Source organism: Mesorhizobium sophorae (assembly GCF_002270415.1).
GTDB classification, from domain to species: domain Bacteria; phylum Pseudomonadota; class Alphaproteobacteria; order Rhizobiales; family Rhizobiaceae; genus Mesorhizobium; species Mesorhizobium sophorae.
Window position 1 is genome coordinate 1,133,652 of the sequence record NZ_NNRI01000007.1, and the last position, 12,534, is coordinate 1,146,185.

Sequence of the window (12,534 nt, forward strand, 5' to 3'; positions counted from 1 at the left end):
CGCGGGGGGCGGACGCGACCGCCGGGGCGAGGCGAATGATAAAGCGGGGTGACGTAGCGGAGTGTTCGGTTTTCCGCAGTGATTGTGCGGTGCTCCGCAAGGGGGTACAACCGATCTCCCCCCTTGTGGGGGAGATGTCCGGCAGGACAGAGGGGGGCGTGAAGGAGCGCCAACCTTCGGTGTCTTGGTCATCCGGAATCAATTTGAAGGCACCTCTCGAATTGGCCGAGAGGTCGGCGGGACAGCGCCCCCCTCTGCCCTGCCGGGCATCTCCCCCACAAGGGGGGAGATTGGCGCGTCACGGTCGGCGCTTCAATACGGCCACTCACCCCGGCCCAGTGCGCCAACCGCCGCGATGATCCGCGCAAACGCTTCGGCCGCCGCCGGCACTGTCGTGCGGGCGCGCAGGAAGCTGTGCACGAGGCGGGGCTCCTCGTGCCAGAACGCCTTGCCGCCGGCGGCCAAGATGCGGTCGCGGTAGGTCTCACCATCCGACGACAACGGGTCGCATTCGGCTGACACGATCACCGTTGGCGGCAGGCCGGAGAAATCGCGGCCGCGCAGCGGCGAGAAGGTTGGGTCGTCCGGTGATTGCGCCTTGGTCGAGCGGACGTCCCGGTAGAAGGCGATGTCGTGCAGCGACAGCAGTGGCGCTTCGGCGTGCTCGATGTAGGAGCCCGCACCTTCGTCGCCGCCGAGTTCGGGATAGATCAGCACCTGGCCGATCGCGGCGTGGCGGCGCGTCGCCCGCGCCACCCCTGCTGCGAGGTTGCCGCCGGCACTTTCGCCGCACAGCACGAGCGGCAGGCCGGTGGCCGCTGCCGCCCATTCGAAGGCGGTGACGGCATCGTCGAAGGCGGCGGGATGCACATGCTCCGGCGCCAGGCGGTAGTCGACCGACAGCACGTCGAAGCCGGTGCCGGCGCAGATTTCGGCGCAGATGTCGTCGTGGCTTTCGAGCCCGCCAAGGATGAAGCCGCCGCCATGATAGTAGACCACCATCGCCGCTGCCGCCCTGCCGGCAAGCTGGTAGCGGCGGACCGGGATGTCGCGGCCGGCGGCGGCAATCAGGCCGTCGCTGGCCCTGACTCCCGGCGGGCGGCCCTGATGGAAGGCCCGGCACATCCTGTCGTAGACGGCGCGCTGCTTATCGATCGGCAGGCCGATAATCTCGGGCGGATGCCAGGCGTTGACCGCGTCGATATAGGCCCACAAAGCCGGGTCGAGCCGCGTTTCGTATTTGCCGCGGCTGATGCTCGGTTCGGCCGTCATAGCTCGGCGTAGAGCTCCGCCGCGTTTTCAAAAGTGAAGCGCAGCGGCACCGAGCCTTCGACCTGCCAGGCGGTGACGCTTTCGCCCGCCAGAAGCCGGCAGGCGCCTTCGGTGTCGGTGACGGCGCCGCCATAGAGCCGGTTGGCGAGGTTGAGAATGCCGGTCTGGTGTATGGCGGCACTGCCGCTGCCGCAGGCATCCTTGACCAAAAGCACGCGAAAACCCTTGACGACGGCGTCCTTCACGGTGGCGTCGATGCAGGCCTCGGTCCAGACGCCGGCAACGACCAGCCATTCGATGCCGACCGACTTGAGGTCGCGGGCCGCCGGCCCGGTGCGGAAGGCGCTGGCCTCGGCCTTGACCAGCAAGGCTTCGCCCTTGGCTGGCGCGACTTCACGGCAGATTTCGGTCAGCGGGTCGCTCTTGTCCGAAAAGGCCGACTTGCCATCGGCATCGAGCGGATGAAACGGCCGGTCCTGCTTGTCGAGGTCGACGATGTAGGCCCAGTGGTAGAGCGGCACATGGTTTTGCCGCGCCGCCGCCTGCAGGCGCTGGACATTGGCGAGGATGCCGGCAAAGCCCTCTACCAGATAGCGCGGGTCCTGCCGGTGCTCTTCCTGCAGGTCGATGAACACGGCGGCCACCGTGCCGCGTTTGAGGGCGATGGGGGTTTTCATGCGGATGGATTCTCGAAAGCCAACGCCGTTCCGTTCCGATCGCAAGCCACGGGGGTCGGCCGAAGCCTCCCGACTTCGTCATCCACGGGCGGAGCGGGAGCGAAGCGGACGCGCAGACCCGAGGATCCATGCCGTGACGTTGATCGACGGGTGCAGCGGAGCAGATTCCGGACCGCGGCGATGCTCTGAAGTCGCGGCATGGATCCTAGGGTCTGCGCCGCGTCGCTACGCTCCTTGCTCCGCCCTAGGATGACGAGGGATGTCAAACCTGCTTCTCCAAAAACTCGTCCTCATACGGGAAACGCGACAGGAGTTCGGTGCCAGTGTCGGTGATCAGGATCTCGTCCTCCAGCTTGACGCCCTCGCGGCCGCCCTTCTCGCCGATATAACTTTCCACGCTGACCACCATGCCTGGCACGATATGGCCGTCGCGGCCATAGGTCTCGTAATCCATGGCGTGGGCGATGAACGGCGTTTCGCCATGCATGCCGACGCCGTGCATGACCGAGGTGTAGCGCTGGTCGACGAAGCGGTCGGGGATCTTCCAGGCCTTTTCGGCGATCTCGCGGAAGGCCATGCCGGGCTTGACGATTCCGATGTTGTGCTGAACCTGGTCATGCGCCATGCGGTAGAGCGATTTCTGGTAGGGCGTCGGCTTGCCCGGCCCGCAGCGGAAGGTGCGGGAGAAGTCGGAATAATAGCCGTAGCAGCCGATGGTGTCGGTATCGAGCGCCAACAATTCGCCGGGCCGGATCTTGCGGCCGCTGGCCTCGTTGAACCACGGGTTGGTGCGCTGGCCGGAGGTCAACAGCCGGGTCTCGATGAATTCACCACCCTGGCGGATGACCTCGCCATACATGATGGCGAACAGGTCGTTCTCCGACACACCGGGCTTGATCGCCTCGCGTACGGCATAGACGGCGGCCTCGGCGCCGGCCATCGACACTTGCAGGCATTTGACTTCCTCGGGCGTCTTCACCGCGCGCACGGCGAGGATCTCGCCCTGGCAATCCCGGACCTCGCAGCCGCGCTTTTCCAAGGCGAGGGCCTGCAGATGGCTGCAGCGGTCGAGGCCGAGCTTCATCGAGCCGCCGCCATGCTGCTTCAACAGTTCGGCGATCTCGTCGGCAAAGGGGCCGGCAGTCTCGTCGTCGCGGCCTGACACCGACGACCAGACCAGCTTGGAAGGACGCGCCTCGTCGATCGTGTCGAGCACCATCGAGACATGGTAGCTCTGCGGGTATTCGAACAGCACGATCGGCCCGACGGTGGGGATGAAGAAATAGCGGGTCGAGTTGCGCAGGAAATAGCCGAACATGTTGCGCGAGCCGGTGGCGTAGCGCTGGTTGTAGGGGTCGAACAGCACCACGCCGCCATAGCCGGCCTCGCGCATCCAGCCGCGCAGCTTTGCCAGCCGGCCTTTTCGCAAAGCATCCGCATCGATGAAGGACGGCTCGGTGTCGGACAGCCACATGCCGCCTGCCGGATCGGCCGCCGCGGGGTGGCGCATGCGATCCTTGAAGTCGACGTCCTCGGTACTGTCGGGATCGAATACGACGATGCTCATGGGGGTAAGGCCTTGGCTGGGTTGTAAGGGTTGACCATGGCGCATGAGGGGCGGAAGGATTGTGCGGAAAACCGCAGGGGTTATGCGGGATGCCGCTGGCAGTTAGTGCGGGGCGCTGGAGGGTGGGACGGAACTCGACCTCGCGCCTAGTACCTCCGCCACCCTAATGCCGTCTCGCCAGCTTCGGCGGATGCCCGTGCTCCTCGCGAAACGCCCGGGCAAAGCTCGACATCGAGGCGAAGCCGCAGGCCAGCGCCACGTCGCGCACGGCGAGCGTCGAATGCGCCAGAAGACCGGCGGCGCGCTTCAGCCGCAGCCGCCGGTAGTAGCCGTTGGGCGAGATGGCGAGTTCGGAGCGGAAGGAGCGTTCGAGCTTGTCGGACGACACGCCGAGCCTGGCGGTGAGCTCGGCCATGCCGAGCCGCTCCTCGACCGCATCTTCCATGATGGCGATGGCCGACAGCACCAGCTCGTTCTGGACGCCGGTGCGCAGGCGCAAAGGCATCATCTTGCGATCGATGCTGGAGCGGAGCTGGCTGTGCACGAACCATTCGGCGACGCCGGCGGCAAGCTCGGCGCCATAGTCGCGGGTGATGATCTCCAGCATCATATCGAGGCTGCCGACGCCGCCGGCCGAGGTGAAGCGCTTGCGGTCGATGACATAGAGGTCGCGCCTGAGCTCGATGTTGGGGAACGCCTCGGTGAAGGCGGCCTGGCTGGTCCAGTGCAAGGTGCAGGCATGGCCGTCGAGCAGGCCTGCGCGCGCCAGAAAGAACGCGGCATCCGCCACCGCGCCGATATGGGCGCCGTTGCGCAGGCTTTTGCGGATCCAGCTGGCGGCATCCTCGGCGACGAGGTGGTCGGCATCGCCGCCCGAGCAGACGACGATCCGGTCGACCTTCGGCGCATCCCCGGCATAAAAGCCCGGCTGGATGACGACGCCGTTCGAGGCCTCGACCGGCCCCGGGGTCGCCCCGACGATGATCCAGCGATAGCACTGCCGCTTGGCCAGCACATTGGCAGCGCGCAGTGGCTCGATGACCGAGCTAAACGCCATCATCGGAAAGCCGGGAAACACCAGCACGGCAAAGGTGAGGGGCGTTTCGGCGGGTTTTTGAGGGGCGTGCGCTGCCATGGGGCGCTACAATTCGGGCAGATGGGGTTCGGGGTCAACTGGGTGGTGAACCCATATTGCGAGAGGTTGGCGCCGCCCCTCACCTGCCTGCCGGCATCCTCTCCCCGTATAGTGACGGGGAGAGGGACGCTGTCATCTAAGCTTTCGCCAATCGCCAACGGACGCGGCCAGCTTCTTTCGCCCCGTTTACGGGGAGAAATGCCCGGCAGGGCAATGAGGGGCTGCGCCGACATTGGCAAGTATTCATGCGTGCGAGCCGCGTGGAGAAACCCCGACCCCTAACCCCCCAGCGCCTGGTCGAGATCCGCAATCAGATCATCGCCGTCCTCGATCCCCGCCGACAGCCGCACCAGCGAATCCGAAATGCCGATCTCCGTCCGCTTCTCGGCCGGGATCGAGCCATGCGTCATCAGCGCGGGGTGTTCGATCAGGCTCTCCACCCCGCCGAGGCTTTCGGCCAGCGTGAACAGTTGCGTGCGTTCGAGGAAGCGTTTGGTGCCGGCGAGGTCACGGTCGAGCACGGCTGATATCATGCCGCCGAAGGCATGCATCTGCTGGACGGCGATGGCGTGCTGCGGATGGCTGGCGAGGCCGGGATAGATGACCCGGCGCACGTCCTTGCGGGCCTCCAGCCATTGGGCGATCTTGAGGCCGTTGGCGGAATGCCGCTCCATCCTGAGCGCCAATGTCTTCAGGCCGCGCAGCGCTAGAAAGCTGTCGAATGGACCCGAAATGGCGCCGATGGCGTTCTGCAGGAATTTCAACTGCGCGGCGAGGTCCTTGTTGTCGCCGACCACGGCGACGCCGCCGACCATGTCGGAATGGCCGTTGAGATATTTGGTCGTCGAGTGGACGACGATGTCGATGCCGAGCTCCAGCGGCCGCTGGATGTAGGGGCTGCAGAACGTGTTGTCGGCGACGGTGAGAACCCCCTTGCGTTTGGCAAGGGCGGCGACACCTTCTAGGTCGACGATGCGCAGCAGCGGGTTGGTCGGCGTCTCGACCCAGAGCAGTTTCGTCTCCGGGCGGATCGCCGCCTCGACGGCGGCAAGGTCGGTGAAGTCGACGAAGCTGACCTTGAGATCGGCCGAGCGCTTGCGCACCCGCTCCATCAGCCGGAAGGAGCCGCCATAGATGTCGTCGGTGGCAACGATATGGGCGCCGGAATCGAGCAGCTCGAGCACGGTGGCGATCGACGCCAGGCCCGAGGCGAAGGCAAAAGCTGCCGAGCCGCTTTCGAGGTCGGCCACGGCCCGCTCGAAGGCGAAGCGCGTCGGGTTCTGGCTGCGGGCATATTCGAAACCCTTGTGCACGCCGGGCGACTGCTGGCCATAGGTCGAGGTGGCGTAGATCGGCACCATCACCGCGCCGGTCAGCGGGTCGTGGCTCTGGCCGCCATGGATGGTCCGCGTCGAGAAGGCCAGGCGATTTTTGCCCGATGGTGGTGGTGTGTGGCTGGTCATCGTGCGCGCCTCAAATGGTTGATCAGGTCGATGCGGGTAATCAGGCCGACGAACTCGTCGCCGTCGAAGATGATGGCGACCTCGTTGCGGTCAAACACCGGCAGCAACGCGTCGAGCGTCTGGCTGGCCTGCAGCGTGTGCAGGCTGGAGGTCATCGCCGTGCGCACCGGGCCATTGAAGCGCTCCCAGCGGCCGTCATAGGGGCCGTCGACATGGGCGAGGATATCGCTCTCGTCAACGATGCCGATGAGCTTGCCATTGTCGAGCACCGGCAGCTGCGAGACATCCGAGCGACGCATGCGGCCATAGGCGTTGAGCAGGCTTTCGTCCGGGCCGACATAGACGGTGTCGCCGGTGCGGTGCGTGCGCATGACCAGGTCGCGCAGATCGCCATGCTGCTCGTGCTCGGCCAGGCCCTGTTCGGCCAGCCAGAAATCGTCGAAGACCTTCGACAGATATTTGTTGCCGCTGTCGCAGACGAAGGTGACGACGCGCTTGGCGACCATCTGCTCGCGGCAATAGCGCAGGGCGGCCGACAGCAGCGTGCCCGACGACGAGCCGGCGAGAATGCCTTCCTTCGACAAGAGGTCGCGCACCGCCAGCATGCTCTGCTTGTCCGGGATGGCGTAAGCCTTTTTCACCAGCGACAGGTCGGCATTGGGCGGCACGAAATCCTCGCCGATGCCTTCCACCGTCCAGCTGCCGGCCTCTTCCATCTTGCCGGTCTTGATCAGCGGCGCCAGCACCGAGCCGACCGGATCGGCGAGCACCATTTCGGTCTTCGGCGACACTTTGGCGAAGTAGCGGCCAAGCCCGGTCAGCGTGCCGCCGGAGCCGACGCCGACGACCACCGCATCGACATCGCCGCCGAGCTGCGAAAAAATTTCCGGACCGGTGGTCGTTTCATGCGCCAGCGGGTTGGCAGGGTTGGCGAACTGGTTGGCATAGAAGGCGCCCGGCACTTCGGCGGCGATCTTCTCCGCCATGTCCTGGTAGTATTCGGGGTGGCCCTTGCCGACATCGGAGCGGGTCATGCGCACTTCAGCGCCGAGCGCGCGCAGGTGCTGGATCTTTTCGCGCGACATCTTGTCGGGTACGACCAGCACGATGCGGTAGCCCTTGGGGATGCCGACCTGGGCAAGACCGAGGCCGGTATTGCCGGCGGTTGCCTCGACGATGGTGCCGCCTGGCCTGAGCTTGCCCTGCCTTTCGGCGGCGGCGATCATCGACAGTGCGATGCGGTCCTTGATAGAGCCGCCGGGGTTCTGGCTTTCAAGCTTGATGAACAGGCGGCACTTGCCGGTGTCGAACTTGGTCAGCTCGACCACCGGCGTCTGGCCGATCAGGTCGAGAACCGACGCATAGGGCGGACGCAGGCGGGATGTTGCGCTTTCCGGGGGCGCACTGCCAGCCGCGGCGATCTTCTGCTCGCTCATATCGATGCTCCATGATCAAGCGACCGCCTCGGGGCAGAGCGGCAGCGTATCCTCTTTTCCAGCCCTTTGCAGTCGGAAAGAAGATAGATCGTGCCAATCAACCGGCCAGATGGAGAATGTCATTCCACAATCTGGCGGCGCGGCCCTGACAGGCTGATTTCCTCGGCACGGCCACCGATCGTCTCGACGCACCAACTCGTTCGTTGCGAGCCGCAATTTCCGCATGCTAGCCGGGAGGCATGAGGCGCCCTGATGCGGTCGCGGATGGCGTCGGGGGCCAAACGCAGGGAAACCTTCGATGAAGATCATTGCCTATGACAATTTCAAACCCGGCGTCACCATCGACGATCTGAAACCCTATCTGCGCGACGAGGTCTCGAATGTCTGGCGACTTTGGAAGGCGGGGATCGTTCGCGAAAACTACGCACGAGCCGATGTCGGCGGAGTGATCATCGTCTTCGAGCTCGACAGCGTCGAGGCGGCAAGGCGCTACACAGACGATTTTCCGCTGTCGAAGGCCGGGCTGCTGGAATGGCATTTTCTCGCCTTCGACGCCGCACCCTTGCCGCTCGAATATCTGTTCGACCCCACCATCGACATCGCCCAACCCCGGGACCGGACGGCCGCATGATCCGGTCAAGCGAAGGCATCGAGATCCCGACCAGCCTAGCGCAGTGGTGCGATCCGCACCGCATGGCGCTGGTGATCTACGACATGCAGGTCGGCATCTGTCGCCAGATCACTGGGGCGGCAGCGATCGTCGAGCGTACCGGCATCGCGCTCGAAGCGGCGCGCTCGGCGGGCATGCGAGTGGCGTTCACACGCCATTTGTCGCTGCCGCGCAAATGGATGGGCGCAACCCAGCTGCGCACCGCCATGGCCTGGCAGCGGTGCGATAGCCCAGACATGGTCGAGCCGTGGTTCCCGCGCGATGCCGAAGCCACGCAAATCATCCCCGAACTCGCGCCACGCGCCGACGAGGCGGTGTTCGACAAGCTGACCATGTCGGCCTTCGATTCCACAGCGCTCAGCTTCGCCTTGCACGATTGCGGGGTGCGTGCGATCGCACTCGCCGGAGTGGCGATGGAAATCGGCATCGAGCCGACGGTCCGGCAGGCGGCCGACAATGGTTTCGTGGCGGTGGTGATCGAGGACGCCTGCGGCTTCGGCAACCGGGAAGCGCGCGACCGCTCGATGGCGACGCTGCGCTTTCTTGGCGAAGCCATCATTACCGATGTCGCGGGTTTTTGCGGCGCGCTCGCCACTGGGAGATAGGCGCCTTGTTAGGCCTCGATCTCGGTGCGGAAGCGGACGCCGACAGCGCGTCCGTGCACGTCCCCCCAGTCATAGAGCGCCTGCAAGGTGGCAGCCAGATCGCGGCCGCGGTCGGTCAAGGTGTAGCGCCCCTTGCCATCGGGCGACGCCTCCAGCACGACAAAGCCGATGTCGACGAGATCGGCGAGCCGCTGCGTCAACATCTTGTCGGACAGCGACGGGATCGTACGCCGCAGTTCGGAATAGCGCAGCGGCTGTTGCTTGATCCGCGCCAGGATCACCGTCTTCCATTTGCCGCCGAGCGCATCGAGTGCGAACTCGACCGGGCAGCCGTAAAGTCTACCGCGTTGGGTCATGCACGCATGGTAGGCAAGGCCCGGCAGCGACGGAAGCAGAATTTGCCAGGCCATCTGGCCAGCTAGGCAGCGCAGGGCCGCGTCCGTATCAGTCGGCAGCAGGCCTTCAAAGGGAGAGCGGCGATGAGCGTGCGGGACGCCAATCCGGTCGATGCAAAGAACCCGAAGCGCGTGGCGATCGTCATCGCCAACCCGGCGCTCTCGACCACGACCGGGTGGCCGGTCGGCTTCTGGTGGAGCGAGCTTACCCACCCGTGGCTCGCTTTCACCGAACGCGGTTATTCGGTGGAGATCTTTTCGCCCGATGGCGGCAGATGCGAGGCCGATGCGCTAAGCGACCCGCGCGACCCATCGGGCTATTCGGAGACCGACCTCATCTCGCTCGGCTTCATATCGAGCCCGAAACTCAGTGCCCAAGTCGACAACACGCGACCGGTGGCGGAGATCGAGGTCGAAAGCTTCGACGCGATTGTCGTCGCCGGCGGCCAGGCGCCGATGTTCACTTATGAGCACGCGACAGGCCTGCAACGGACGTTCGTCGCCTTCCATGAGGCCGGCAAGGTTGCCGCCGCGTTGTGCCACGGCACCGCGCTGCTGCGCTATGCCCGGCGCGCGGACGGATCACTGCTCGTGGCCGGCAAGACGGTGACGGGCTTTGCCAATGTCGAGGAGGATTTTGCCGACAAGGCAACCTGGGAGATGGGCGCGCTCGAGCGCGGAAAGCATCTGATGCCGTGGCGCATCGAGGATGAGCTGGAGGCAATCGGCGCCAACTATATCCAGGCCGGACTTTGGCGGCCTTTTGCCGTGCGAGACGGCAATCTGATCACCGGCCAGCAGAATTTTTCAGGCGCCGAGACCGCACGCGCCGTTTGCGAGGCGCTGGGCGGCTAGGCTCCTAGCCCAGCAATCGCTTGCTCAGCCTGGCGCATTGAACGCGGATGTCGGGGATGGCGTCGATCTCGAAGAAGGTGCCCCGCGTCAGTGGGCCGACGGCCAGGATCTTGGCGGACACGCCGCCGTCGCCGGCGATGATCTCGCAATTGGCTGACACGTCGAGGCCGATGCGCAGCGGGTCCGGCCGCGCCAGGCCGCGGTCGACCAGCGAGCGCACGACGCTGTTCGATGAGGTCGAGATGTCCCTGACGATGCCCGAGCAATCGTAGATGCGGGCGACCTCGAAGGTTTCGAGGACCTGCGTGTGGCGCGACTGGACCTGGACCGTGAAGTCGCCGTTCCGGGCGATGTCGGCGACGCGCCCGGCGACCAGGCGGATGCGGCCGGTTTGCACGGCCTCGGTCACGCGGGCATAGACTTCGGGCGCCATACGGTGGCGGTGGATGTCCCACCAGGCCTTGGTGTGTTCGACGAAGCGGCGCTTGGCGGAAGCGGGCCAGTTCTGCCAGATCTTCTGGTTGAACGGCCGCAAGCCGTCAACGACGTCGCGCCAGTCGATGCCGGCCTTCTGGTTCTGCTTGATCAGGTCGCGGAACCAGCCGACGAAATAGGAAAGCTGGGTGCCAAGCGGAATGTCGGCGACGTCGAGCTTGATCGGATTGCCCTTGCGATGCGGCGACGGCAGCAGGCCGCGCCGCGACACGGCAACGATGTCGCCGCTATGACCGCGCTGCTCCAGTGACAGGAAGGCATCGACCATGCTGAGACCGGTGCCGAGCACCATGACGCGGCTGTCGGGGGCAAGTGCCGTGTCGGCTTCGGAGCCCATCCTGATCGCATGCCCCTGCGCCGGCTCCTCGTCATGGCCGGTCGCCAGCACGGCGAGATGGGCGACGACGCTGGTGCCGTTGGCGAGCGCGACCTCGACGCCGGACGTGGTCGGCGTGATCGAGAGGCTCTCCTCACGGATCAGGCGCAACCGGCCGGTTTCGCGTTCTCGCGTTTCCAGCTCGTCGAGCAGTTCCTTGAGGTAACGGGCATAGAGGCTGCGCGGCGCGTAGACCGGCGCCTGGTCCGATGTCGCCAGGCCGCGCTCCAACAGCCAGCGCCAGAAATTGCCGGGATCGTCGGCATAGGCGCTCATGCCGGCGGCACTGACATTCAGCACATGCGCCGACAGCAGCGTGGAATAGGCTATGCCCTGGCCGAAATGCGGGCGCTTTTCGATCAGCGTGACGCGCAGATCGGGATTGGGCGATTTCAAGAGATGCGCGGCCATCACGACGCCGCTGGCGCCGCCGCCGACAATGATGATCGAGTTGGCGCGCCCGGTCATGCACCCGGCCTCGTGCGAAGTGCGCGCGTCAGGCCTGGACCTTCACCACCACCGGCAGGTCGTCGACAGCCATGTCGCGCATCTCGGCGAGGCTGCGCTGATCGAGCACCTCGGCGATCGCCTGCCGGACCTCGAGCATCAGATGTCGGACTTGGCATGTCGCCTCGTTGCAATCTTCACAGCGCTGGTACTGGGTGCGGCTGGCGCAAGGAATCGGCGCCAGCGGGCCGTCGAGCACGCGCACGACGTGGCCGACCTTGATCTCGTCGGCAGGCCGCGCCAGGCGATAGCCGCCCTCCTTGCCCTTGCGGCTCTGGACGAAACCGGCATTGCGCAGCTCGCCCAGGATGGCGTCGAGAAATTTCTTCGGGATGTTGTTGCCGGTGGCGATGTCGTTGACGAAAGCGAGCTGTCCGACCGGCAGTCGCGAGAGGTGTACGAGCGCCTTGAGGCCGTACTTGCCCTTTTTCGTGAGCATGGAATCAAAATTTCTCTGTCATGCGACGGCGCGAAACCATCGGTGGCCAAACGCCCGACCTGCGACCCCGCCGCGTCCAAGCTGCCATGACACATAAATTCTAGTGACATGATGTACAAGCCAACAGCTGTTGATTTTGCTTCGTTTTCAGGCGCGATGGCCATTTTGGCAGGCTTTTGTGCCCGCAGGGACACAGCCGCACGGCTTTGACAGCCCATGTGCGCTGTCAACGATCATCGCGATACGGCGGCCGCTCATCGTCGCCTCCAGTTCCCAATGTCGATAAGATTACTATACTTACTCTCGAACACGCGGAACCGGTTTCTAAATCCATGGCTGTTTGAGGCATGGATTTGCCTGGGGAGGGTCGCGGCGGGAATTCTCGTTCGTTCCCAGCGTCCAAGCTGTCGAGGCGGCCCCCGACTTCGTCATCCACGGGCGGAGCAGGAGCGAAGCTCCGTCGCGCAGACCCGAGGATCCATGCCGTGACATCCGTCGAAGAATGCAACGGAGGAGAATCAACGTCCGTTCTGTCGCCATCCCGTTCTTGTCTTCTGCATCGTAGCGGCGCTCTGACATCACGGCATGGATACCAGGGTCTGCGCTCCGCTTCGCTTCGCGTCGCTCCGCCCAGGGATGGCG

General features: G+C 65.1%; 12 protein-coding genes. 3 read left to right on the forward strand and 9 right to left on the reverse strand.

The window, feature by feature from the left end; translation table 11 throughout:
* Positions 1-312: 312 nt before the first annotated feature.
* The 6 genes from CGZ66_RS09890 to CGZ66_RS09925 form a co-directional block, all read right to left on the reverse strand.
* Positions 313-1,272: an alpha/beta hydrolase gene (locus tag CGZ66_RS09890; RefSeq protein WP_167392049.1), complete on the reverse strand. Its 960-nt coding sequence runs from the start codon at positions 1,270-1,272 to the stop codon at positions 313-315.
* Entirely contained in the window at positions 1,269-1,949 is a 681-nt protein-coding gene (locus CGZ66_RS09895) for an isochorismatase family protein (RefSeq protein WP_095083858.1), read from the reverse strand. The genes CGZ66_RS09890 and CGZ66_RS09895 overlap by 4 nt, the downstream gene beginning before the upstream one ends.
* A gap of 262 nt (positions 1,950-2,211) precedes the next feature.
* Complete coding sequence (locus CGZ66_RS09905; RefSeq protein ID WP_095083860.1) at positions 2,212-3,516, reverse strand: M24 family metallopeptidase; 1,305 nt, start codon at positions 3,514-3,516, stop codon at positions 2,212-2,214.
* A 163-nt stretch (positions 3,517-3,679) separates the two neighbouring features.
* The gene (locus CGZ66_RS09910; protein WP_095083861.1) at positions 3,680-4,651 is read right to left on the reverse strand and encodes a GlxA family transcriptional regulator; all 972 of its coding nucleotides are present in this window, start codon (positions 4,649-4,651) and stop codon (positions 3,680-3,682) included.
* A 278-nt stretch (positions 4,652-4,929) separates the two neighbouring features.
* Positions 4,930-6,114: a trans-sulfuration enzyme family protein gene (locus tag CGZ66_RS09920; protein ID WP_095083862.1), complete on the reverse strand. Its 1,185-nt coding sequence runs from the start codon at positions 6,112-6,114 to the stop codon at positions 4,930-4,932.
* Positions 6,111-7,550, reverse strand: a complete 1,440-nt coding sequence (locus tag CGZ66_RS09925; RefSeq protein WP_095083863.1) for a pyridoxal-phosphate dependent enzyme — start codon at positions 7,548-7,550, stop codon at positions 6,111-6,113. Before CGZ66_RS09925 ends, CGZ66_RS09920 begins: the two co-directional genes overlap by 4 nt.
* Before the next feature lie 298 nt (positions 7,551-7,848).
* Here CGZ66_RS09925 and CGZ66_RS09930 point away from each other — a divergent pair, with 298 nt between their 5' ends.
* Complete coding sequence (locus CGZ66_RS09930) at positions 7,849-8,181, forward strand: hypothetical protein (protein WP_095083864.1); 333 nt, start codon at positions 7,849-7,851, stop codon at positions 8,179-8,181.
* The gene (locus CGZ66_RS09935; protein ID WP_095083865.1) at positions 8,178-8,825 is read left to right on the forward strand and encodes a cysteine hydrolase family protein; all 648 of its coding nucleotides are present in this window, start codon (positions 8,178-8,180) and stop codon (positions 8,823-8,825) included. The genes CGZ66_RS09930 and CGZ66_RS09935 overlap by 4 nt, the downstream gene beginning before the upstream one ends.
* Before the next feature lie 8 nt (positions 8,826-8,833).
* Here the strand turns inward: CGZ66_RS09935 and CGZ66_RS09940 are convergent, their stop codons facing one another.
* Entirely contained in the window at positions 8,834-9,181 is a 348-nt protein-coding gene (locus CGZ66_RS09940; RefSeq protein WP_095084375.1) for a winged helix-turn-helix transcriptional regulator, read from the reverse strand.
* Positions 9,182-9,304: 123 nt separating this feature from the next.
* On the opposite strand from CGZ66_RS09940, the gene CGZ66_RS09945 reads away from it, so the two are divergent.
* On the forward strand, positions 9,305-10,075 hold the full coding sequence (locus tag CGZ66_RS09945; protein ID WP_095083866.1) for a type 1 glutamine amidotransferase domain-containing protein: 771 nt from the start codon (positions 9,305-9,307) through the stop codon (positions 10,073-10,075).
* Positions 10,076-10,079: 4 nt separating this feature from the next.
* Here the strand turns inward: CGZ66_RS09945 and CGZ66_RS09950 are convergent, their stop codons facing one another.
* Together CGZ66_RS09950 and CGZ66_RS09955 are read right to left on the reverse strand one after the other, a co-directional pair.
* Positions 10,080-11,414: an FAD/NAD(P)-binding protein gene (locus CGZ66_RS09950; protein ID WP_095083867.1), complete on the reverse strand. Its 1,335-nt coding sequence runs from the start codon at positions 11,412-11,414 to the stop codon at positions 10,080-10,082.
* Between the two features lie 28 nt (positions 11,415-11,442).
* The gene (locus tag CGZ66_RS09955) at positions 11,443-11,892 is read right to left on the reverse strand and encodes an RrF2 family transcriptional regulator (protein ID WP_095083868.1); all 450 of its coding nucleotides are present in this window, start codon (positions 11,890-11,892) and stop codon (positions 11,443-11,445) included.
* Between the last annotated feature and the right edge of the window lie 642 nt (positions 11,893-12,534).

Bases quoted from the DNA above. Each gene is read 5' to 3' on its own strand.
- CGZ66_RS09890 (WP_167392049.1), bottom strand. From the start codon at position 1,272: ATGACGGCCGAACCGAGCATCAGCCGCGGCAAATACGAAACGCGGCTC.
- CGZ66_RS09895 (WP_095083858.1), bottom strand. From the start codon at position 1,949: ATGAAAACCCCCATCGCCCTCAAACGCGGCACGGTGGCCGCCGTGTTC.
- CGZ66_RS09905 (WP_095083860.1), bottom strand. From the start codon at position 3,516: ATGAGCATCGTCGTATTCGATCCCGACAGTACCGAGGACGTCGACTTC.
- CGZ66_RS09910 (WP_095083861.1), bottom strand. From the start codon at position 4,651: ATGGCAGCGCACGCCCCTCAAAAACCCGCCGAAACGCCCCTCACCTTT.
- CGZ66_RS09920 (WP_095083862.1), bottom strand. From the start codon at position 6,114: ATGACCAGCCACACACCACCACCATCGGGCAAAAATCGCCTGGCCTTC.
- CGZ66_RS09925 (WP_095083863.1), bottom strand. From the start codon at position 7,550: ATGAGCGAGCAGAAGATCGCCGCGGCTGGCAGTGCGCCCCCGGAAAGC.
- CGZ66_RS09930 (WP_095083864.1), top strand. From the start codon at position 7,849: ATGAAGATCATTGCCTATGACAATTTCAAACCCGGCGTCACCATCGAC.
- CGZ66_RS09935 (WP_095083865.1), top strand. From the start codon at position 8,178: ATGATCCGGTCAAGCGAAGGCATCGAGATCCCGACCAGCCTAGCGCAG.
- CGZ66_RS09940 (WP_095084375.1), bottom strand. From the start codon at position 9,181: ATGACCCAACGCGGTAGACTTTACGGCTGCCCGGTCGAGTTCGCACTC.
- CGZ66_RS09945 (WP_095083866.1), top strand. From the start codon at position 9,305: ATGAGCGTGCGGGACGCCAATCCGGTCGATGCAAAGAACCCGAAGCGC.
- CGZ66_RS09950 (WP_095083867.1), bottom strand. From the start codon at position 11,414: ATGACCGGGCGCGCCAACTCGATCATCATTGTCGGCGGCGGCGCCAGC.
- CGZ66_RS09955 (WP_095083868.1), bottom strand. From the start codon at position 11,892: ATGCTCACGAAAAAGGGCAAGTACGGCCTCAAGGCGCTCGTACACCTC.